The 21810-nt window shown below is 59.3% G+C and carries 19 protein-coding genes and 2 tRNA genes; 10 read left to right on the plus strand and 11 right to left on the minus strand.

Translation table 11 applies throughout. The features are described from left to right. Positions 1–22 precede the first annotated feature (22 nt). Positions 23–1315, minus strand: a complete 1293-nt coding sequence (locus ABJO75_RS26550) for a LysM peptidoglycan-binding domain-containing protein (protein WP_348125549.1) — start codon at positions 1313–1315, stop codon at positions 23–25. A 125-nt stretch (positions 1316–1440) separates the two neighbouring features. On the opposite strand from ABJO75_RS26550, the gene ABJO75_RS26555 reads away from it, so the two are divergent. After that, the gene (locus ABJO75_RS26555) at positions 1441–1992 is read left to right on the plus strand and encodes a TIGR00730 family Rossman fold protein (RefSeq protein WP_348125551.1); all 552 of its coding nucleotides are present in this window, start codon (positions 1441–1443) and stop codon (positions 1990–1992) included. Here ABJO75_RS26555 and rarD read toward each other — a convergent pair. Together rarD and ABJO75_RS26565 are read right to left on the minus strand one after the other, a co-directional pair. After that, on the minus strand, positions 1899–2849 hold the full coding sequence (gene rarD, locus ABJO75_RS26560) for an EamA family transporter RarD (RefSeq protein WP_348125553.1): 951 nt from the start codon (positions 2847–2849) through the stop codon (positions 1899–1901). The genes ABJO75_RS26555 and rarD overlap by 94 nt on opposite strands. A gap of 202 nt (positions 2850–3051) precedes the next feature. After that, a complete protein-coding gene (locus ABJO75_RS26565; RefSeq protein ID WP_348125555.1) occupies positions 3052–3651 on the minus strand; it encodes a superoxide dismutase in 600 nt (199 codons plus the stop codon). Between the two features lie 103 nt (positions 3652–3754). On the opposite strand from ABJO75_RS26565, the gene ABJO75_RS26570 reads away from it, so the two are divergent. Continuing rightward, positions 3755–4501: an FkbM family methyltransferase gene (locus tag ABJO75_RS26570; RefSeq protein WP_348125557.1), complete on the plus strand. Its 747-nt coding sequence runs from the start codon at positions 3755–3757 to the stop codon at positions 4499–4501. Positions 4502–4507: 6 nt separating this feature from the next. Here ABJO75_RS26570 and ABJO75_RS26575 read toward each other — a convergent pair whose 3' ends face one another. Beyond that, positions 4508–6112, minus strand: a complete 1605-nt coding sequence (locus ABJO75_RS26575; RefSeq protein ID WP_348125559.1) for a divergent polysaccharide deacetylase family protein — start codon at positions 6110–6112, stop codon at positions 4508–4510. Between the two features lie 169 nt (positions 6113–6281). Between ABJO75_RS26575 and ABJO75_RS26580 the strand changes: the two genes are divergently transcribed. From ABJO75_RS26580 to lexA, 6 genes are all read left to right on the plus strand, one after another. Next, positions 6282–6863, plus strand: a complete 582-nt coding sequence (locus tag ABJO75_RS26580) for an aminodeoxychorismate/anthranilate synthase component II (RefSeq protein ID WP_348125561.1) — start codon at positions 6282–6284, stop codon at positions 6861–6863. Beyond that, the gene (gene trpD / locus ABJO75_RS26585; RefSeq protein ID WP_348125563.1) at positions 6860–7879 is read left to right on the plus strand and encodes an anthranilate phosphoribosyltransferase; all 1020 of its coding nucleotides are present in this window, start codon (positions 6860–6862) and stop codon (positions 7877–7879) included. The genes ABJO75_RS26580 and trpD overlap by 4 nt, the downstream gene beginning before the upstream one ends. After that, the gene (gene trpC / locus ABJO75_RS26590) at positions 7876–8688 is read left to right on the plus strand and encodes an indole-3-glycerol phosphate synthase TrpC (RefSeq protein ID WP_348125565.1); all 813 of its coding nucleotides are present in this window, start codon (positions 7876–7878) and stop codon (positions 8686–8688) included. The genes trpD and trpC overlap by 4 nt, the downstream gene beginning before the upstream one ends. After that, positions 8688–9161, plus strand: coding sequence for a cyclic pyranopterin monophosphate synthase MoaC (gene moaC / locus ABJO75_RS26595; RefSeq protein WP_348125567.1), 474 nt, complete (start codon positions 8688–8690; stop codon positions 9159–9161). Before trpC ends, moaC begins: the two co-directional genes overlap by 1 nt. Beyond that, on the plus strand, positions 9158–10330 hold the full coding sequence (gene glp / locus ABJO75_RS26600) for a gephyrin-like molybdotransferase Glp (protein WP_348125569.1): 1173 nt from the start codon (positions 9158–9160) through the stop codon (positions 10328–10330). The genes moaC and glp overlap by 4 nt, the downstream gene beginning before the upstream one ends. Positions 10331–10408: 78 nt before the next feature. After that, on the plus strand, positions 10409–11107 hold the full coding sequence (gene lexA, locus ABJO75_RS26605) for a transcriptional repressor LexA (RefSeq protein ID WP_348125571.1): 699 nt from the start codon (positions 10409–10411) through the stop codon (positions 11105–11107). On the opposite strand, the gene ABJO75_RS26610 is transcribed toward lexA, so the two are convergent. Next, positions 11101–13164, minus strand: coding sequence for a ComEC/Rec2 family competence protein (locus tag ABJO75_RS26610; RefSeq protein ID WP_348125573.1), 2064 nt, complete (start codon positions 13162–13164; stop codon positions 11101–11103). The genes lexA and ABJO75_RS26610 overlap by 7 nt on opposite strands. Positions 13165–13297: 133 nt before the next feature. Then, the gene (locus ABJO75_RS26615) at positions 13298–14125 is read right to left on the minus strand and encodes a GNAT family N-acetyltransferase (RefSeq protein WP_348125575.1); all 828 of its coding nucleotides are present in this window, start codon (positions 14123–14125) and stop codon (positions 13298–13300) included. 377 nt (positions 14126–14502) lie between these two features. On the opposite strand from ABJO75_RS26615, the gene gltX reads away from it, so the two are divergent. Both gltX and ABJO75_RS26625 read left to right on the plus strand, forming a co-directional pair. Further along, a complete protein-coding gene (gene gltX / locus ABJO75_RS26620) occupies positions 14503–15903 on the plus strand; it encodes a glutamate--tRNA ligase (protein WP_348125577.1) in 1401 nt (466 codons plus the stop codon). A gap of 123 nt (positions 15904–16026) precedes the next feature. Further along, on the plus strand, positions 16027–17322 hold the full coding sequence (locus ABJO75_RS26625; protein ID WP_348125579.1) for a citrate synthase: 1296 nt from the start codon (positions 16027–16029) through the stop codon (positions 17320–17322). A gap of 306 nt (positions 17323–17628) precedes the next feature. Here the strand turns inward: ABJO75_RS26625 and ABJO75_RS26630 are convergent. The 5 genes from ABJO75_RS26630 to lon all read right to left on the minus strand — a co-directional run bounded on the left by ABJO75_RS26630 (position 17629) and on the right by lon (position 21333). After that, a tRNA-Val gene (locus ABJO75_RS26630) sits at positions 17629–17704 on the minus strand. 42 nt (positions 17705–17746) lie between these two features. Then, a complete protein-coding gene (locus tag ABJO75_RS26635) occupies positions 17747–18316 on the minus strand; it encodes a histidine phosphatase family protein (protein WP_348125581.1) in 570 nt (189 codons plus the stop codon). 50 nt (positions 18317–18366) lie between these two features. Continuing rightward, a tRNA-Val gene (locus ABJO75_RS26640) sits at positions 18367–18441 on the minus strand. A gap of 13 nt (positions 18442–18454) precedes the next feature. Further along, positions 18455–18799: an HU family DNA-binding protein gene (locus ABJO75_RS26645; protein ID WP_348125583.1), complete on the minus strand. Its 345-nt coding sequence runs from the start codon at positions 18797–18799 to the stop codon at positions 18455–18457. A 119-nt stretch (positions 18800–18918) separates the two neighbouring features. After that, complete coding sequence (gene lon, locus ABJO75_RS26650) at positions 18919–21333, minus strand: endopeptidase La (RefSeq protein ID WP_348125585.1); 2415 nt, start codon at positions 21331–21333, stop codon at positions 18919–18921. Between the last annotated feature and the right edge of the window lie 477 nt (positions 21334–21810).

Genomic DNA, 21810 nt, shown 5'->3' on the forward strand with positions numbered 1-21810 from the left:
CAGCTTTGCCAGTGGCGCCGGTTCACTCCGGTATGGCGAAAACCTGTCCGGGATAGATCAGATCGGGGTTCTTGATGCTGTCCCGGTTGGCTTCGACCACCTTAACGTACAACACACCGTCGCCATAGCGATCGCGTGAGATTGCCCAAAGCGTATCACCAGTTTGTACCGTGACCGCGCGGACCGGAGAATCCGAGTCTTCGGACGTGTCTTCGGCGGGCTGCAACACTTCGGGCGACTCGCGTTTAAACGGCGTTTCCAGTCGGCTCAGAACCTGCCCGTCCGCATCGACTTCATCCAGACGCAGCGTGTAAATGCCTGGCTCTGCGGCACCGATCTTGCCGCGAAACCGACCCTTGGCATTGGTGTCCAGATCAGTCACTGGCTTGTTGTCGAGGTAAACCCGCACCGCCGCGCCATCCTCGGCGGTGCCGCGCAGCAAGACCTCGCCCTCGGCAGAATAGCTGATCGTATCGAGCGTGACTTGCGAGGCTGCGGACTTTTGGGGGGCTGACGATTGCATCACCTCGACGCCATCTTCATTGGCGCGCAACACTGTCACGGGGGTCAGTTCGGGGCCAGCTTCGGTCTCCGGTGGGGTTGGGGCATCCGGTGCGAGGGCGGTGCTAACGACCTCGGCAGGCGTATCGGTCGACGGGGTCAGCGGTAATTCAGCCGTGGCCTTTACCGTCTCGACGTTGACTGTCGCAACCGGCGCCGAGGGCGGCGTATCCCCTGCTGTGGGCACGGCATCACCGGCTGGCATGATAAGTGCCGCGCGCGCGCTGGCAGGCGTGGGTGCAATGATGATCTGATCCTTGGAAATCGCCGATTGGCCGTCAAGTTCGGCGCGCAAGGTCAGCACACGCGGCGCATCTGAGAGCGGTAAGGACAGCAGGCTGACAAATTCACCATCAGCACCGGCTTCGGGTGCTTCAAGTTCATCCTCATCCATGAGGATGACCACGCGGCTGCCCGGAGCGGCCGAGCCCGCAATGACGGTATTTCCATCAGGATCGACCCTGACGACATCAAAGACCGGCGCGGCAAGAGCGTTGGCGTCTGCTTGTTGGGATTGGGTTGTTGCCATCGGCTTTGGATCCGACACCTCGGTTTCCGCAGCATCCGTGGCCGCGTCCGTCAACGCTGTCTCAGTCGGCGGGGTGATCTGGGTGGTGATTGCCGCATCCGGCGCATTCTGTGGCGTGAAATACCCGCCCAGATAGACACCGGCGACCCCAAGCGCTGCGACGGTCACAAGCGCCACCACCCAACCGGTTGAGCCCAAACCTGCCCCTGCGGAATTCCCTGCCATCTTCATCCCTTCATCGCCGCCAGCAACACACGAGCCGTTGCGCGCGGTTGAGCCAGCCTATCAATCCGGCTATCACGGGTCAAAACCTGTTGTTTTCCCCGCACATCAACCCGAAAGGCCCGACCATGCCCGTCAAGTCCATCTGTGTCTATTGCGGATCAAGAAACGGGGCACAGCCCGCCTATGCTGAGGCCGCCGTGTCGCTGGGGCAGGCCATCGCAGAAGAAGGCTGGCGGCTGGTCTACGGCGCAGGTGATGTGGGTCTGATGGGTGAGGTCGCCCGTGCCGCACAAAGGGCCGGTGGCGACACGTTCGGTGTGATCCCAAAACATCTGGTCGATCTCGAAGTCGGCAAGACCGACCTGACTCGTTACGTCGTCACCGAAACCATGCACGAGCGCAAGAAGGTGATGATCATGAATGCCGATGCCGTGGTTGTGTTGCCGGGCGGCGCCGGATCATTGGATGAGCTTTTTGAGGCACTGACATGGCGACAGCTTGGCCTACATGACAAACCGATTCTCGTGCTGAGCAGCGATGGCTACTGGCAGCCATTGCGCGATTTGATCACGCATATCATCGATCAGGGTTTTGCCGATGCCTCCTTGGCCGAATTCGTCACCTGGGTCGAAACACCAACGACTGCCATGGATGCCCTGCGCGCCACCCTGTCCTGACGCAATGTCGCAACCGAATAGATGGCGAGGCCAATCCAGATCATCGGAAATGCGATCTGGTGATAGGGCGTGAAGATCTCGCCGAACAACACCACCGCGCAGAAAAATTGCAATGTCGGATTGAGATATTGCAGCAGGCCAACCGTGGTCATCGGCACCCGGCGTGCGGCAATGGTGAACAGGATCAGTGGAAAGGCCGTGATTGGGCCGGACGCGATCAGCAGGAGCATATCCACCGTGGAATACGTCAGGTTGACCTCGCCCCGTGCATATAGCCAAAACAGTACAGCAAGCGTGATGGGGACTGCGACGAGTACTTCGCAAGTCACAGAGACGATCGGCCCGACCGGCAAAAGCTTCTTGATCACGCCATAGAGCGAAAAGGTTGCCGCGAGTGTGAGCGAGATCCAGGGTAATGCGCCAAGGCCAAACGCCAGCACCGCAACCGCCCCAGCAGCCAGAGACACGGATAGCCATTGCGCCACACCAAGCCGTTCGCCAAAGGCAAACCGCCCGACAAACACCGCAACCAGCGGATAGATGTAGTAGCCAAGGCTGGTTTCGGTATTGCGCTCAGTCAGGGTGGCATAGATGAACAGAAACCAATTCGTCGAAACCATCAGCGATGCCAAAACGATCAGACCAAAGCGGCGTGGGTTCCGCAATACTGATCCCATTTCTCCCAACCGGCCTTGAAAGGCCAGCAGACCGGCAAAAAACACCAGTGACCAGACGGTCCGATGCGCCATGACTTCGGCTGCAGGAATATGGGACAACAGCTTGTAATAAAGCGGCGATATACCCCAGAGCCCCGCCGCGCTGATCATGGCAAGGATGCCTTTTCCGGTTTCGGTCATGCGTCCTCCTTGCGCCTTGCCTCAGCCATCACACGACCAAGTCAGGTGGTCAAGCACAGCCGGTCAACGCCAGCTTTCGCGACCCGCTTCTTGCGCAACTTCAATGGCGCTCGGACAAGCCGCAAGAAACCGGGCGCGCAGAATAGAAAACAGCCCCGCGCAAACGCACGGGGCTGTTGTTCGATCTGCCTGTCAGCTTGGCTTACATGCGACCGGCGACATTTTCCCAGTTGACCAGGTTGTCGAGGAAGTTGGTCAGGTAGGCCGGACGCTTGTTGCGGAAATCGATGTAGTAGGAATGCTCCCACACATCACAGCCCAGCAGTGCTGTTTGACCAAAGCAAAGCGGGTTTACGCCGTTTTCGGTCTTGGTCACGGCCAACGAGCCGTCAGCCTTTTTGACCAGCCACGCCCAGCCCGAGCCGAACTGGCCTGCGCCAGCGGCCGAGAATTCTTCTTTGAACTTGTCAACGCTGCCAAAGCTCTCGGTCAGCGCGCTCTCCAGTTCGCCCGGCATCCCGGCGTCGCCCGGACCCATCATTTCCCAGAACTGATTGTGGTTCCACAACTGGCTGATGTTGTTGAAGATGCCGTTCTGGGCAACCGAATTCGCGTCATAAGTTCCGGTGATGATGTCTTCCAGAGATTTGCCATCCCACTCGGTTCCGGCAATCAGCTTGTTGCCGTTGTCGACATAGGCCTTGTGGTGCAGGTCGTGGTGATATTCGAGCGTTTCCTTCGACATGCCCTTGGCTGCCAGCGCGTCGTGTGCATAAGGAAGATCAGGTAGTTCAAAAGCCATGGTCGGCCCCCCACTTTGAATTAATTCGGTCCTCCCCGTTACATGCGGTGATGAACGGGGTAGGTCAAGGGCTGGCAGGCGAAACACAGCAGGAGGCGCGCAGTTGCTGACCAGAGTGCGAAAGATGATGTACCGTGCACGCGGCTACTATGACGGCGCTCTGGCGGGCGAACGGTTTCGGCTCGACCCCTATCACAGCAAGTTCTGGCGCAAGGCCACGGCAGGCCAATGGGAACCGGACACATTCGCGGTGCTCGACCGGTTCCTCGACCGGGATCACGACTATCTTGATATCGGGGCGTGGATTGGCCCGACCGTCCTCTACGGCGCGCGCAAGGCACGGCATGTCTGGTGTTTTGAACCCGATCCCGAAGCCTTTCGTGCGCTGGCCTGGAACATTGCCCTGAATGATCTGAACAATGTCAGCGCCTTCGCCGCTGCCATCAGCGAAGATGTCGGCATCGCCCGCATGGCCAGTTTCGGTGGCGAAAAGGGCGACAGCATGACCAGCCTGCTGAACGCCGAGGGTGCAAACGGATCAGACGTGCTGACCATCAGCTGGGCACAATTCGCGGGGTCTGTTGACCTGTCGGGCGTATCGCTCGTCAAGATGGATATCGAAGGCGCGGAGTTCGATGTCCTGCCAGCCCTTCTGCCCTGGTTGAAAGCACAGCGCCCGGCGCTCTATCTGTCGACCCACGCGTCCTTTCTGCCGCCCAAGGAGCGGGCTGACCGCATGGCCGCGCTTTCTAAAATGCTGAGCTTTTACGGCGAGTGCGAAAGCGACGCCGGAAGTTTGACCTCCGAGGCTGCGCTGACCCGGTTCCCGAGCTTTTTGTTCACCGCCTAGATCGTGTCAGGACGCGCCGCCGCTCAGCCGCAACACGGCGGAAACTGGTGACAGAGCGACACGGCTCGCACGGTGGTCGGCGACCCATCCCTGCAGGATCTGGAGCGTTGCCGGATGCAGGCGACCGATCACCGTGACGCTGCCATCCTGGCTGGCACGGAACACCGCCTGATCAAGGCTACGCTCAATCGCTGGCGTGTCCTGCCCTGCCCGGTCGAACTCACGGTAGACGGCAGTCGCGGGCACGCCATCGTTATGCGCAAGCTTCAGGGAAGAATTCAGGCCGGTGTTCTGCGCGACCAGCCCACGTCCCGTGCCGTTGGCAACGGCGACAACCTGTGCGGATATCTCCCTGTCGGCCTGAAAGTCGGCCCCTTCCAATACGCCCACTGTGTCGGGCAGGACGTCAAATCCTGCGGCCAGTGAAACCTCGACATCGCGGGCGGTTGCGAATTTCGGCAATTCGACCAACATCAGCACCTCGTGGCCAGCATCGCGATAGCGTGCCATTCGTTCGGCTGCATTTGGCAATGTCGGATCGATGGCGACGGTGATCGGAAACGTCAGCTCTTGCATTGCCTCGATCGCGGGGATTTCACCGTCATCCGCAAGAATGATCGACATCAAAGGATTGCCATCCAAGTTCTCGAACGGTTCTGCATGGAGATCCAGAGGTGCCACATTTCCGGATTGCAAAGGGTCTTCTTTCTGCGCGGCCGCAGCCTTGTGCCGCTCGGTCAAGGGAACAACACGCTTTCCGATCGTCGGTCCCGTTGTCTCGGTTGCGACACCCGCCTGCGGCAAGGGCGCAATTCTTGGCAGCGCCTGTTCTGTCTGATCCGAAACCGTGGTGGCAGTGTCGGGAACCGGAGCAACCGAGGCGCGCGGAGCGGTCACATCCGGAGACGTCTCGATCGTGCCGGGCAGTTCAGGCGCGGCAATATCGGATCGCGCGAACATTTCCGGTCCCTTGGTGACTTGGGGTTGCGGTGCGGGATCGACAGTCGTTTCTGGTGCCGCGTCGGCGATTGCATCGACCGTCACCTGTACTGGTGCGGAACCATTGATCGCAAGATCACGGGTGGTGTTGACGTTTGAAGCCCCGGCCACCTCAGGCTCGTTTGCAAACAAGATGTCGGTGGACCCAAGGCTTTCCTCGGCTGCCGGCACATCTGGCGCAGAGCTGTCGACGCCGACATCACTGTCCTGCACAGGGGCAACGGGTGCATCCACCTGTGTATTGGTCGGATCAACGGTTTCGGGTGCGGCAGGCATCTGAGGCATCGGCGCGGGGGCTTCCGGCGAAACAGGATCATCGGCCTGTGCATCTACGGCTGGCCGCTCCATCGACTGGGATTCGATCTGAATGATGCTGCCCAGATCACCAGCTTCGGGTTTGCTCGCCAACGGTGACACCGGCGGCGCGTTTGTGATCGCTGGATCCGGCTGTTGGCGCGCGATCCCTGCCTGAGCGCTGGTGGGCGCAACCGGTTGAGTTGCTTCGGGCGCGACCTCAGGCGTGGGCGCCAGCGGCGACCAGAGCGACAATGTGGCCAGCCCCACCGCGCACAGGACCAGCCCCAGGACGATTCCACCCAAAAACCCGCGCATGACCCTTTGCCCCTTGTTTTCTCTCTGGCGTTGCACCGGACGACAGGATGCCAATCTCTGCAACGACGCCCGTGGTTTTGCGCACTTGACGCTGCCCGGCAACCCTGAACATGTATGGGCACCGAGAAAACTGCGCCAAAATCGACACCCTTTGCCGAATGAATGCCCCATGCTGCTGCTGATCGATAACTACGACTCCTTCACCTATAATCTCGTGCACTATCTGGGCGAACTGGGTGCTGATGTGGTGATCCACCGCAACGATGCGCTGGATGTGCAGCAGGCGATGTCGATGAACCCGGCGGGCATTCTGTTGTCCCCCGGCCCTTGCGATCCCGATCAGGCTGGTATCTGTCTTGCGCTGACCGAGGCTGCGGCGGAAACCGGAACACCGCTGATGGGTGTTTGCCTGGGTCATCAGACCATTGGTCAGGCCTTTGGTGGCAAGGTCGTGCGCTGTCACGAAATCGTCCATGGCAAGATGGGTCAGGTGGAACATGTGGGCAAAGGTCTCTTTGCCGGCCTTCCCAGCCCGTTTGAGGCGACGCGCTATCATTCGCTGATCGTGGAACGGGACACCCTGCCCGACTGTCTGAACATCACGGCCGCGTTGCAGGACGGCACCATCATGGGCCTGCAACATCGCGACCTGCCAATTCATGGGGTCCAGTTTCATCCGGAATCGATTGCATCGGAACACGGCCATGCGCTGCTCCAGAATTTCCTGAACGAACTGAAAGTCCCGGCATGAGCGATGCGCTGAAACCGCTGATCGGTGCCGCCGCCGTCCGCCCTTTGAGCCGCGACGAGGCAGAGACCGCCTTTACCATCCTGTTTGAAGGCGAGGCAACGCCGAGCCAGATTGGTGGCCTGCTGATGGCCCTGCGCACACGCGGTGAAACGGTAGATGAGTTTGCCGCTGCAGCCGCCGTCATGCGCTCCAAATGCCACCGCGTCAAAGCACCGAATGGTGCAATCGACATCGTTGGCACCGGCGGTGACGGCAAGGGAACGTTGAACATTTCAACAGCCACGGCCTTTGTTGTCGCAGGCGCCGGTGTCCCGGTCGCCAAACATGGCAATCGCAATCTCAGCTCCAAATCCGGCGCGGCAGATGCCCTGACGCAGATGGGAATCAACGTGATGGTTGGCCCGAAAGTCGTTGAAAAGGCTCTGGAACAGGTTGGCATCGCCTTCATGATGGCCCCTATGCACCATCCCGCCATGGCCCATGTCGGTCCCAGTCGGGCCGAGCTTGGCACGCGCACCATATTTAACATCCTCGGACCGCTCACCAACCCGGCCGGGGTGAAACGCCAACTCACAGGTGCATTCTCGCGCGAAATGATCCGCCCTATGGCCGAGACCCTCGGAACGTTGGGATCAGAACGCGCATGGTTGGTGCATGGCAGTGACGGCACCGACGAGTTGACCATCGCAGGCGTAAGTTGGATCGCCGCACTCGAAGACGGAGCGGTGAAAGAAGCTGAACTGCACCCCGAGGACGCAGGTCTGCCCGTTCATCCCTTCGAAGACATTCTTGGCGGCAGTCCCGAAGACAACGCCCGCGCCTTTGGCGCCCTGCTGGACGGGGCCCCGTCCGCCTACCGCGACGCGGTTCTGTTGAATGCAGCCGCCGCACTTGTGGTTGCCGACGCCGCTGACACCTTGCGCGATGGTGTTGCCATGGCTGCGGAGAGCATCGACAGCGGCGCAGCCCGCGGCAAGATCACCGACCTCGCGCGCATTACCCAGGAGCCCGCATGACCACGACCATTCTCGATCAGATCAAAGCCTACAAGCTTGAGGAAATCGCCGCTGACAAGGCCGCGCAGCCGATCGATCAGGTGGAGGTCGCCGCTCGCTCAGCCAGCCCGGTGCGCCCTTTTGCCGAAGCGCTGCAGCAAGCGAGCAGGGGTGGCTATGGCCTGATTGCGGAGATCAAGAAAGCCAGCCCGTCCAAAGGACTGATCCGCCCTGATTTTGATCCCGCCGCACTTGCAAAGGCCTACGAGGCCGGCGGCGCGACCTGCCTGTCCGTTCTGACTGACACCCCGAGCTTTCAGGGTGCGAAGGCGTTTCTGACCGAAGCCCGCGATGCCTGCGCCCTACCCGCGTTGCGCAAGGATTTCATGTATGATCCCTATCAGGTGGTCGAGGCGCGCAGCCTTGGCGCCGATTGCATCCTGATCATCATGGCCAGTGTCAGCGATGATCAGGCCGCCGAGCTTGAAGCCGCAGCTGTGGAATGGGGCATGGATGCGCTGATCGAAGTGCATGATGCCGAGGAGTTGGAACGGGCGATGGTCCTGAAAAGCCCGCTGATCGGGATCAACAATCGCGATCTCAAGACCTTTGAAACCTCACTTGATGTGACACGAAAGCTCAGCAAGCTGGTTCCGGCAGACCGCGTCATCGTCTGCGAAAGCGGGCTGAACAGCCCTGCAGAGTTGGCCGATATGGCCCGCTATGGCGTGCGCGATTTTCTAATCGGCGAAAGCCTGATGCGGCAGGATGATGTTACGGCGGCGACCCGAGGCTTGTTGGAAAGACCTCTGACCCCCGGAGCCATATGATGCCCCTGACGCATTTTGACTCGCAAGGCGATGCACATATGGTGGATGTCTCTGACAAGGCGGTGACAGCACGTGTTGCCGTCGCGCGTGGCCACATCAGCATGAAGCAAGAAACCTTTGATATCATTTCAGAAGGCAAGGCCAAAAAGGGAGACGTTCTGGGCGTTGCCCGCCTCGCCGGGATCATGGGTGCCAAGAAGACACCCGAACTGATCCCCCTCTGTCATCCATTGCCGATCAGCAAGGTTGCGATTGAATTGACCCTCGATCCGCTACTGCCCGGCGTGCAGATCGAAGCGACCGTCAAGACCACCGGCCAAACCGGCGTTGAAATGGAGGCGCTCACGGCAGTGTCCACCGCCGCGCTGACCGTTTACGACATGACCAAGGCCGTCGACAAAACGATGCAGATTGGAGAAATCCGTGTCGTTCTGAAAGATGGTGGGAAATCAGGGCGATACACAGCGTCATGATCACTGTCGCCCAAGCCCGCGCAGCGCTTTCTGACCTGATCGCTCCGCTGCCTTCGCAAGAAGTAGACCTCGTCGACGCGGCAGGCCGCGTGTTGGCGCGGGAGATGCAGGCGCAACGTGACCAGCCCCCATTCGCAGCTTCCTCTATGGACGGCTACGCGGTCAAATCCGCCGAAGTCGAGCTGCATGCGATGTTCAAGGTGATCGGCGAAGCCGCCGCCGGACATCGGTTTGAGGCACCCGTCGGTGCCGGTCAGGCGGTCCGCATCTTTACCGGTGCGCCGATCCCGGAGGGTACAGATTTCGTTGTCATTCAAGAGGATGTCAGCCGAACCGGAGATCTAATCACGATTACGGACGAGCCCGGAACCAAAACCAACATCCGTCCCGCAGGCGGCGATTTTACGGTCGGTACTGTCGTTTCAGCGCCCCGCATCCTTGCACCGCAAGACATCGCGTTGCTGGCCTCAATGAATATTGCGCGCGTTCCTGTGACACGCAAACCGGTTATCGCGATCCTCGCCACTGGTGACGAACTGGTCATGCCCGGAGAGACTCCCGGCCCCGATCAGATCATCGCGTCCAACAGCTTTGGCCTCAAGGCAATGGTCGAGCGGCTCGGGGCGACGGCGCGGCTGTTGCCGATTGCCCGCGATACTCTGTCCTCGCTGCGCACTGCCTTTGATCTGGCCAGCAGCGCGGACCTGATCGTGACCATCGGCGGCGCATCGGTTGGCGATCACGATCTGGTGGCGCAGGCCACAGCGGATCTCGGGATGGAGCGCGCCTTTTACAAAGTCGCCATGCGCCCGGGCAAGCCGTTGATGGCTGGCCGATTGAATGGCGCGGCCATGGTCGGCTTGCCGGGAAATCCTGTTTCAGCAATGGTTTGCGGGCACATATTCCTTGCCCCAATGATCCGCACCATGCTCGGACTTGGCACTGAATTGCCGTCGCTACGCGCCGCAACACTCGACAGCCCGCTTGCGCAAAACGGTCCGCGTGAACACTATATGCGCGCAGTTGTGGCGGATGGCAAAGTGACCGCCTTTGACAATCAAGACAGCTCACTGCTCACAATCCTGTCTCAGGCCAACGCCCTGCTCGTCAGAGAACCCAATGATCCTACATTGGCTGCCGGTGCTTCGGTCAACTACCTCCCGCTCTAGCAAAACCGGCAAAGCGGTTGACACAAAACGAGAACATGTCTAGAACAAACGCAAACCCACAGGCAAGAGGTTCAGGCAATGTTGACCAAGAAGCAGTTGGATTTGTTGGAATTTATCCATAAGCGCGTGCAGCGCGATGGTGTTCCCCCCAGTTTTGATGAAATGAAGACCGCGCTCGACCTGCGCAGCAAATCGGGCATTCACCGGCTGATCACCGCACTCGAAGAACGAGGGTTTATTCGTCGCCTCGCCCACCGCGCGCGCGCAATCGAAGTGGTCCGCTTGCCCGAAAGCCTTGGTGGCGAGCCGACCACGGGCTTTTCCCCACGGGTCATACAGGGCGACAAACCTTCTGCCTCACGCCCGGCCAACGTCAATCCGGTCACCGTCAGTGCCGTAGAGCTGCCGATGATGGGCCGGATCGCCGCAGGTGTTCCAATTGAGGCGATCAGCCATGTGGAAAACCAGGTCACGGTGCCATCGCAAATGCTGTCGTCCTCCGGTGATCACTATGCGCTTGAGGTGCGTGGCGATTCCATGATCGACGCCGGGATCAATGACGGCGACGTGGTCGTGATCCGCGAAACCGCAGCAGCAGATGACGGCGATATCGTCGTCGCATTGGTTGAAGGCCATGAAGCGACGCTGAAACGGTTCTTCCGTCGCAGTGGTGCGATTGCACTTGAAGCGGCGAACCCGGCCTATGAAACCCGCGTCCTGCCCGAACATCAGGTCAAGGTGCAGGGCAAGCTCGTTGGGTTGATCCGCACTTACTGAGCCTTGGCATACTGGATTTTCGGCGCGGCGCGCGTGTTCCATAACCGCTGCCCCGCCGCTTGACGGGCGGTGGTGATACCTTTGTCCGTTATCGCAAGGCTGCCGGTGCGCAGCAGGCGTTTTGAATCAAAAACGTCGCAAGGCCCATCAAGGCGCAACGGGACAGATGCGATCACCACCTGACTTTCCGTGCACGACGAGACCTGCGCCGCGCCGGTCTTACCGATCACATGAATGATTTCTGCCGTGCCAGCAGTCATGACCCTGACCTTGCCCGCCGCTCCCGGCCAGCGCAGGGCCGCATTGCCCTGGTCCGCCCCATCACCGTCGTTCTCCAGCCAGTTCTGCGCCACAAACCCTGCCCCGCGCGGTTTGCTGAGTGCGCGACCTTCGTTTGTCATGACCCCGACCAACCCGCCGGTGTCTGCGACCAGAACGTCCGGGCGTTGCGCCTGTGACCAGATCGCGAACGCAGCCACAACTGGCAGCACCCCGGCAAGGCGCGCGCGCCCTTGCCAGAGCATCAGCCAGAGCATGCCCAACGCCATCATCGGCAACACCGTCGGCCCCGGCCCGGCCACGTACCCTTGCGATCCTTCCAGATCGGAAACTGTCCGAGCCACGCCCAGTATCCAGGCGAGCCCCCACCCCATTGGGGTAAGTCCGATTGCCTCCAGCCCGAGCGGTGCGAGGCACAGCGCCACTACGGCTGCAGGGATCACCAGAACTCCCATCAGCGGCACCGAAACAAGGTTCGCGATCAACCCGTAATGCGACAATGTATTGAAATGCGCGGCCCCCACCGGGGCCGTTGCCAGCCCTGCAATTGCCGAGGACATCAACACCCCCAAAACTGGCTTCGCCCAACCCGGAGCCTTCGGCAGATCCGCGTCGCGCAGCCAGCCAAAGAATGCAATCAGCGCAGTTGTTGCCGCAAATGACATCTGAAACCCCGGTCCCATCATCGCCTGTGGCCTCAGACAGAGCACGATCAGAGCCGCCATGGCCACCGCCCGCAAACTAAAGGCGCGCCGGTCAACGAGCACTGCGAGAAGGACGACCGCGACCATGATAAAGGCACGCTCGGTCGCGACATTGCCGCCAGAGAGCGCCAGATAGACAGCGGCCGCCGCAAGTGCTCCGATGGCCGCAACCTTCTTGACCGAAATGCGAAGGGCGACCGAAGGCACCAACGACAAGGACACGCGCAGGACCGCGAACACAAAACCTGCCAACAGGCCCATGTGCAGACCGGAAATCGCCAGCAAATGCGCCAAATTACTCGCCCGCAGTGCATTGAGCGCCTCTTGCCCGACGCCGCTGCGATCACCGGTAGTGACAGCGGCAGCGAAGCCACCGACATCACCCGGCAATATCTCACGCACACGTCGCGAGGCTTCCATCCGCAAGGCAAAGATGCCCAGCCCCTCCTGACCTGCGCGCGCTGGCGCAATCGTCAGGACGGGGTTGCGGGTGTACCCCACAGCGCCGAGTCCCTGAAACCAGGCATGGCGGCGGAAATCGAAACCGCCGGGTTCAACCGGCCCTTGCGGCGGTGAAAGATGCCCTGTTGTCATGATCCGCTGACCGGGCTTTAATTCTGCCGGTGGACCGTGAAGTGATACTCGAACCCGATCTGGCCGCCGTGCGGGCGCAACGCGTTCTAGCATAACGCGGTCCAGCGTGACCCGTATCGCATCAGATGCGCTCCGATCCAATGCCACGACGCGGCCTTCGATAGCACCGTAATAACGCCAGTCCAGCACCGGTGCGGCGGCCTGATGGGCGCGTAGTCCGGCCAAACCAAACCCGGTTGCCGCCAGAACCACCGCCCATGCCAGCGCTGCCCAGCCCCCTGGCCAACGCATGGCAGCTGCCGCACAGATGCTTCCCAACACGCCAAACGCTGCATAGACCAGCGCGTCAGGTTCGACCGAAAGCACAAAGTAGCTGCCAATACCTATCGCGAGACAAACCGGCGCCCACGGGAACAGATGCCCCCTCTGGCGAAGCAACACCATGTCGCCCCAGATCAACCCTCGCTTCAGGCCGTTCATGTCTGCTTTCCGCCGTCCGGATCATCGCACATGCCCAAAGCCTATCCGGCTCTCGGTTATCAAATGGTTACCGAATATTCTTCAAGCCCCGCAATTTCGTGGCGGGTTCAGCGCTCGCAGAAGGAGTTCAGCGCTATCCCAACTCCATCGTTGCGATCGCCTGCCGGTTTGACCCGCTCACAGGTGCCGCTCCGCGATACATTCGGGCGGTCGCAAATGTCTCGACAAAACCAAGGTCTTGAAGAGCAGAACACAGGTCTGCATTCTCGGACGGCACATCGATGATCACGGCCCCCGAGGGAAGTTCCGCGACTGCAGCACCTGCCAAAGCCAGCGCATCTGACGTGTTATCAGCAATGATCGGGCCGATCTTGACGCCGCTCTGGCATCTTCGAACGGTGGCAAAGCCGGTGCAATATCTGGACGCCTCGAGAACCACGGTTCGTCTGGTTTCGGTCGTTGACAACCAGCCAGTCAGGAAATCCGATCGCGGATATCCGTTGGCGGTTGTGTCCAGTTCGATGAGCCTGAGCAGATCCTCTGACCGCGCAGCGCGTACACGCGGATCGGCTTCCTGCGGCATTTGTCCTTCAAACCGGATGCTGGAACCGGCCCGAATAAACCCAGACTTGGCATAGTTCGCCTGTTGTTCGGCGACACCGTCCAGCCCGACGGTTCGCCCCTCGGCATGCGCGAGCGCATGTTGCCACAGCGCATAGCCAATTCCCTGCCCGCGAAAATCGGGACGACACAGGTATAGCCCCAGAAACGCCATATCCTCGGAATGGTTGACCACCGAAATGGCGGCAACGATGTCAGACTTGTTTTCAGCCACAAAGAAGCCCTTTGGATCGCTGGCAAGAAAGACATGAGCATCCGCAAGCCCCGGGTTCCATCCTTCCTTGGCCGCCCATCCCAGAATGATGTCCATTTCTTCGGGTTTCGCGACGCGCAGTTTCATCCTCTAAGTTCCTCAATCTGGTCCTGTCGCAGACACCGCGCCCGGCATAGTCCCCTTAACCCAACCTCTGAACAACAGGTTCGTCGGTTGGTCCAAGATCGATACCCACCCGGATACATTGGTTTTGCGAACCGGGTGTGGCAAGCAGCAATTGGCGCCGATGCGAACCATTAAAATATCTGACCGCTCTGGCTGGCGCATTTCAATCCAGATGAAATCACCTTCACGGCAGCCTTTCGTTTCACGGTAAAAAAATGTATCCGCCTTTCTGAACCGTGGCGAGCGGGCTTAGCAAGCGCATCTCTTGATTTTTGTCAGCCCCGTGATCTCGCGCCCAGAAATACATCTAATCGTTGCCAAGAGGTAAATCCCCGCACATGTCCGACCCCGTAGTTACTCGCTTTGCGCCGTCTCCCACCGGATTTCTGCATATCGGCGGCGCGCGCACGGCGCTGTTCAATTGGCTTTATGCGCGCGGTCGTGGAGGCAAGTTCCTGTTGCGGATCGAAGACACCGACCGCGCACGATCCACCCCCGAGGCGACCGAAGCGATTCTACAGGGGCTTTCGTGGTTGGGTCTGGACCATGACGGCGAGGTCATCAGCCAATTTGACGGTGCTGCTCGCCATGCAGAGGTCGCGCACCAACTGCTGGCCGAGGGCAAGGCCTATAAATGTTTCGCCACGCAGGATGAGATCGCCGCGTTTCGCGACGCGGCGCGAGCCGAGGGTAAATCCACCCTCTTTCGCAGCCCGTGGCGCGACGCTGATCCGGCGACCCATCCGGATGCCCCCTATGTGATCCGCATCAAGGCCCCTCAGGACGGAACAACCGTGATCCGTGACGAGGTGCAGGGCAATGTCACCATTCGCAACGACCAGCTTGACGATATGGTCCTGCTGCGCGCTGATGGGTCGCCGGTCTACATGCTCGCGGTGGTTGTGGATGACCACGACATGGGCGTCACACATGTGATCCGCGGCGATGATCACCTCAACAACGCCGCCCGCCAGATGATGATCTATGACGCCATGGGCTGGGCAGTGCCGGTTTGGGCTCATATTCCGCTGATCCACGGCCCGGATGGCAAGAAACTGTCCAAACGTCACGGTGCGCTTGGGGCCCAGGAATATCAGGCGATGGGATATCCCGCTGCCGGCATGCGCAACTATCTAGCGCGGCTGGGGTGGAGCCACGGTGACGATGAATTCTTTACCGATACGCAGGCGCTTGAGTGGTTCGATCTTGACGGGATCGGCAAAAGCCCGGCAAGATTTGACCTGAAGAAGCTCGAGAATCTCTCGGGGCAGCATATCGCGGTGTCAGAAAATGCCGCGTTGCGGCAAGAAATTGAAGGCTATCTGGCCGCTGCGCAGCTTGAACCGCTGACATCGGCACAAGGAGAGCGCCTAGAAACTGCGATGTATTGCCTCAAGGATCGCGCACGCACGTTTCCGGAACTGCTTGAAAAGGCCCATTTTGTCTTGACAAAGCGACCCGTGGTTCCGGACGCAAAGGCAGCAAAAGCGCTTGATTCAGTATCCCATGGTATACTGGCAGAATTGACGCCGCAGTTGCAAACTGCTAGCTGGACCCGAGACGATCTCGAGGCGACCCTGAACAGCTTTGCAGAAGCACAGGGAACTAAGTTCGGCAAGCTGGCCGGCCCGCTTCGGGCAGCGCTGGCAGGTCGGGCCGTTACGCCCTCGGTGTTCGACATGATGCTGGTTCTGGGACGTCAAGAAACCCTGGACCGGCTTAACGACGCGTCCGGTTAATTCGGGGTTCATGTCCCGGTCACACGACGCCGATACCAGCAGTGCCGTACCACCGTGTACGGCAAGCCCCCGCACGGGTCAGGCGATGCCCCGCCCCGTGGACCATAAGAGGAAGGGACATCCATGACTGAATCGACGAAATCCGCGACACTGACCATTGACGGTGCGTCTTACGACCTGCCGATATACTCGCCTACAGCGGGTCCTGACGTACTCGACATTCGCAAACTTTATGCCCAAGCCGACGTCTTTACCTACGATCCCGGATTTACGTCGACTGCGAGCTGCGACAGCACCATCACCTTTATCGACGGAGACAAGGGCGAACTGTTGCATCGTGGCTATCCGATCGACCAGCTCGCCAGCAAATCCCACTACCTCGAGGTCTGCTTCCTGCTGCTTTATGGTTATCTGCCCACAGCCTCGGTACTGGAAGAGTTCGAAACCACGATCACCCGTCACACGATGATCCACGAACAGATGCATTACTTCTTCCGCGGGTTCCGCCGCGATGCGCATCCTATGGCCACCATGGTCGGCGTGGTCGGCGCGATGTCAGCCTTCTATCACGACAGCACAGATATCGCCGACGGGCACCAGCGCGAAGTCGCCACGCACCGTCTGATCGCCAAAATGCCGACCATTGCTGCGATGGCGTACAAATACTCCGTTGGTCAGCCGTTTGTCTATCCGCGCAACGACCTGAGCTATGCCGCGAATTTCCTCAACATGTGCTTTGCGGTTCCGGCCGAAGAATACCATGTCGATCCGATCGTTGCCCGCGCCATGGACCGTATCTTTACCCTGCATGCAGATCACGAACAGAACGCGTCGACATCGACGGTGCGACTGGCGTCATCCTCGGGCGCAAATCCATTCGCCTGTATCGCTGCTGGTATTGCCTGTCTTTGGGGGCCGGCACATGGCGGGGCGAACCAAGCCTGCCTTGAGATGCTCAAGCAAATCGGCACGCCCGATCGCATCCCGGAGTTCATTGCACGCGCCAAAGACAAGAACGATCCGTTCCGTCTGATGGGCTTTGGGCACCGCGTCTACAAGAATTTCGATCCGCGCGCGACGGTTATGAAGCAGTCCGCTGACGAAGTTCTCGACCTGCTGGGCATCGAAAACAACCCGGTCCTGCAAGTCGCAAAGGAATTGGAGAAACAGGCGCTGGAGGATCCGTATTTCGCGGACAAGAAACTGTTCCCGAACGTCGACTTCTATTCCGGTATCATCCTCGAAGCGATCGGCTTCCCGACCTCAATGTTCACGCCGATCTTCGCCGTGTCGCGGACCGTCGGTTGGGTCAGCCAGTGGAAAGAAATGATTGCCGATCCACAGAACAAGATCGGACGTCCCCGTCAGCTCTACCTCGGCGAAACCGAGCGCGATTATGTGGATATCGAGAACCGCTGATCGCTGGCCTTGAATGAGGCTCGTTCCACAACAATCTTGATGCCGGCCCGCAGACATCCTGCGGGCCGTATTGCGTTGCGGCGTGTGGCAATCCCACTATCATCGTCAAACAGGCGTATGAGGGTGCCGCTCTGCCAAGCGTGAGTAGCACCGAGCCGCCAGGCTGAGGTTTGCCGCATCGCCCTAGCAAATGCACTTCTAAACAAGGTTACTCTGGTAGCCTGCCCCACAGGCTCCCCCGTTCAAAACGAGAGCCCGCAGGCCTAGTTTTCACATTTCAAATTTTTGATTTTTCGGGGATGTGAATGGTGGGTGATGAGAGACTCGAACTCCCGACATCTTCGGTGTAAACGAAGCGCTCTACCAACTGAGCTAATCACCCGTTCTGCAGCGTTTACGAAAAGCTGCGGGGGCGTGCAAGCCCTTATGACAGCAATCTGCTCTCGTAATTTCGAATGTGGTAAACCACCCCCTGCCCGCCGCCAACAGTGTCGAATGCCTCGGCAGGCAAACCCTGTGCGAGACATCGTATGACGCGCGAGGTGATGCCATGTGTCACGATCACGGTCGGCCCAGTCATCTCGTCAAGAAATGCCTTTGCCCGTCGTTCGAGCGCGATCAGCCCTTCACCATCAGGCGCGTGATCGTACCAGGCCAATCCCTCGGTTTCAAAGAGGTGTGGGACCTGCTCTGCGATCTCGTCGCGGCGCAAGCCCGTCCAACTGCCGACGTCGATTTCCTGCAATCGCACATCTGGCACGATTTCGGCTGAGAGCTCTTGCGCGGCGATCTGTGCTGTGGTCATCGCGCGCCCTTGCGGGCTGGAGCACCAGGCCCATCCCGTGACGCCGAACTCCTGCAGAATCGCGTTTTGCCGCTGTGCGTGCGTCCGCCCGATCGCGGTCAGTTTTGAGTCCAGTCTCCCTTGGAGGCGACCTTCGCGATTCCACTCGGTTTCTCCGTGACGCAGGATCAGAAATTCGGGCAAGGACATGTCAGTCTCTCAATGAAAAGGGGCGCCGCCACTGGCAGCGCCCCGAAATCTGGTGGGTGATAAGAGATTTGAACTCCTGACATCTTCGATGTGAACGAAGCGCTCTACCACTGAGCTAATCACCCGTGAGGCGGGGTATTAACCGTCCTGCGCAGTCTCTGCAAGAGCTGTCGTATCGCTGGCCGTATTCGTACTTTGGCGCAGTTTGCAAACCGTAATCCGGCCATTGTGCTTTTCGACCGTGCGGTTGATGCGCAGCTTGCCAAAGGGTTGAAGGTTCATCTCACGCCCCTCGGCGATGGATTCGCCCAGAACCGCAAGCATTGCCTCGACAACAGGCTTGGCATCTTTCTTCTTAATTCCGGACCGGGTGACCACGAGGTCCACGAGTTCTTTCTTTTTCATCTCGGTCGATGCGGCCTCGGGCTCGGCGGCCGCGTCGGTCACAGCGTCGCCAGCCTCGGTCGAACTGGAAATAGTCATTTACGGTTACCTCTCATGTGCTCCGCCCTGCCGCAAATCTATCGGATCAGCCAAACGAATGCCAGTTACAGAAAGAGGCGCCCCGTTGCCAGAGCGCCCCTATTGTCATCTGCCCAATATCAGTGCGCTCTGGCGGTGGACCCATCGTCCGCCGGAGTGAGCGCTGCACGCGCGGCAGCGGCTTCTTCTTCTGCCGCTTCATCCCATTCGATCGCTTCGGGCTGGCGCACCAACGCATGCTTGAGAACTTCGGAGACGTGTTTAACCGGGATGATCTTGAGCCCGTCCTTCACGTTGTCCGGGATCTCGGCCAGATCCTTTTCGTTTTCCTCCGGGATCAGCACGGTCTTAACGCCACCACGCAATGCCGCGAGCAGTTTTTCCTTGAGCCCACCGATTGGCATCGCGTTGCCCCGCAGACTGACCTCGCCTGTCATGGCGATGTCTTTGTGCACCGGAATCTGGGTCAGAACTGACACAATCGACGTGACCATGGCAAGACCGGCGCTTGGGCCGTCCTTTGGCGTCGCGCCATCAGGAACGTGAACGTGGATGTCGAGCCGGTCAAACCGTGGCGGTTTCACCCCGATCTGCGGGCTGATCGAACGCACATAGCTGCTGGCCGCGTCGATGCTTTCCTTCATGACATCGCCCAGTTTGCCGGTGGTCTTCATCCGGCCCTTGCCGGGCAGGCGCAGCGCTTCGATCGGCAGCAATTCACCACCGACGCTGGTATAGGCCAACCCGGTCACCACCCCGATCTGATCCTTCTGCTCGGCCAGCCCATAACGATACTTGGCCACACCCAGCAGGTCACCCAGATTCTCAGGTGTCACGGTAACGCTTTCCGCTTCGCCCTTGATGATCTTGGTCAGGCTCTTTCGCGCGACCTTGGCGATTTCGCGTTCGAGATTCCGCACACCCGCTTCGCGGGTATAAGTGCGAATAATCTCGGTCAGCGCCGCTTCGGTCAGTTCAAATTCTTTGGCTTTCAGACCGTGGTTTTTGACCTGCTTTTCGATCAGATGCTGTTTGGCGATCTCTCGCTTTTCGTCTTCGGTGTATCCAGCCAACGGGATGATCTCCATCCGATCCAATAGCGGACCCGGCATGTTGTAGGAGTTCGACGTGGTCAGGAACATCACGTTGCTGAGGTCATATTCAACCTCAAGATAGTGATCCATGAACGTGTTGTTCTGCTCAGGGTCCAGCACCTCGAGCATCGCGCTCGCCGGGTCGCCCCGGAAATCCTGACCCATCTTGTCGATCTCATCGAGCAGGATCAGCGGATTGGTGGTTTTCGCCTTCTTCAGCGCCTGGATGATCTTGCCCGGCATCGAGCCGATATAGGTCCGACGGTGGCCCCGAATTTCGGATTCGTCGCGCACACCACCAAGGCTGATGCGGATGAACTCGCGTCCGGTGGCCCGTGCAACCGATTTGCCAAGCGACGTCTTACCGACACCCGGAGGGCCGACCAAACACATGATCGGGCCTTTCATCTTCTTGCTGCGCTGCTGCACTGCGAGGTACTCGACGATCCGCTCCTTGACCTTTTCCAGGCCATAGTGATCGTCATCCAGCACCTTCTGCGCCTTGCCCAGATCCTTCTTGACGCGCGACTTCACGCCCCACGGGATCGACAGCATCCAATCAAGATAGTTGCGCACAACGGTGGCCTCGGCACTCATTGGGCTCATGTTCTTGAGCTTCTTGAGTTCGGCATCGGCCTTTTCGCGGGCTTCCTTGCTCAGCTTGGTCTCGGCGATCTTGGCCTCAAGCTCGGCGATCTCGCCTTCGCCCTCTTCGCCATCGCCAAGCTCCTTCTGAATGGCCTTCATCTGCTCATTCAGGTAATATTCCCGCTGGGTTTTCTCCATCTGGCTCTTGACGCGGGTCTTGATCTTTTTCTCGACCTGCAACACGCTCAGCTCGCCCTGCATCAGGCCATAGACCTTCTCCAGCCGCTCGCTGATCGAAAGCGTTTCAAGCAGTTCCTGCTTTTGCGCGACTTCAATCCCCAGATGGCCAGCTACCAAATCCGCCAGTTTGGCGGGCTCGGTGGATTCACCGACTGCTGCCAACGCCTCTTCAGGGATGTTCTTGCGCACTTTCGAATAGCGCTCGAATTCATCACCGACAGAGCGCACCAGTGCCTCGGTGGTGGTCACATCTCCCGGCATTTCGGTCAGATACTCGGCCCGCGCCTCGAAAAAGCTTTCGTTCTCAAGGTATTCGGTGATCCGTACACGCGCCTGCCCTTCGACGAGCACCTTTACGGTGCCATCGGGCAATTTCAACAATTGCAGCACGTTGGCCAATACGCCAGCCGCATAGATGCCATTTGTATCGGGATCGTCCTCACCGGGTTCGATCTGGCTCGACAGCAGAATCTGCTTGTCATCCGCCATTACCTCTTCCAAGGCACGCACCGATTTTTCGCGGCCAACAAACAGCGGGACGATCATGTGTGGAAACACGACGATGTCACGCAACGGCAGCACGGGATAGGAGGAATTCAGGGGGTCTTGCATGCTCTGTCCTTATTATTGGCAAGATGACACTGGTCCCGCTCTGCGGCAACGCCCGGCCATCTCCGGTCTCAGGTGTTTAAGGTGGGGCCTTCCCCCGCCAGTTCAACCTCTATACATCTCTGGGCCGACACAATGACGTGCGCACCTTCCGAGGGCAAGGCGTCAATTGGATGGGATTTGCAGGAGTCGCGATTTAGCGCATCGTCTGAACAGTTGAGCACAGAAAAGGCACGGGAAACACACATTCCCGGATGGCTGCGCGTTCTACCCGCAGCCAAATCGTGGCGATCACCCGTTGTTAAAAGCCCATGCAAAAAGGACTTAGATCGACGATTATTCGGAGCCAATCAAATGGATCTTAAAGCACCTGACAGCGTGAATCGCACCCGGTTCAACACGGCCATCCAATTCAATTGAATTGGGCATACACAAGCTATGTTGGGCGGCGGCCCCCACGAAAAATCTTCGCACGCAGTC

Origin of the sequence: Sedimentitalea sp. (genome assembly GCF_039973035.1) — a bacterium.
Lineage (GTDB): Bacteria > Pseudomonadota > Alphaproteobacteria > Rhodobacterales > Rhodobacteraceae > Sedimentitalea.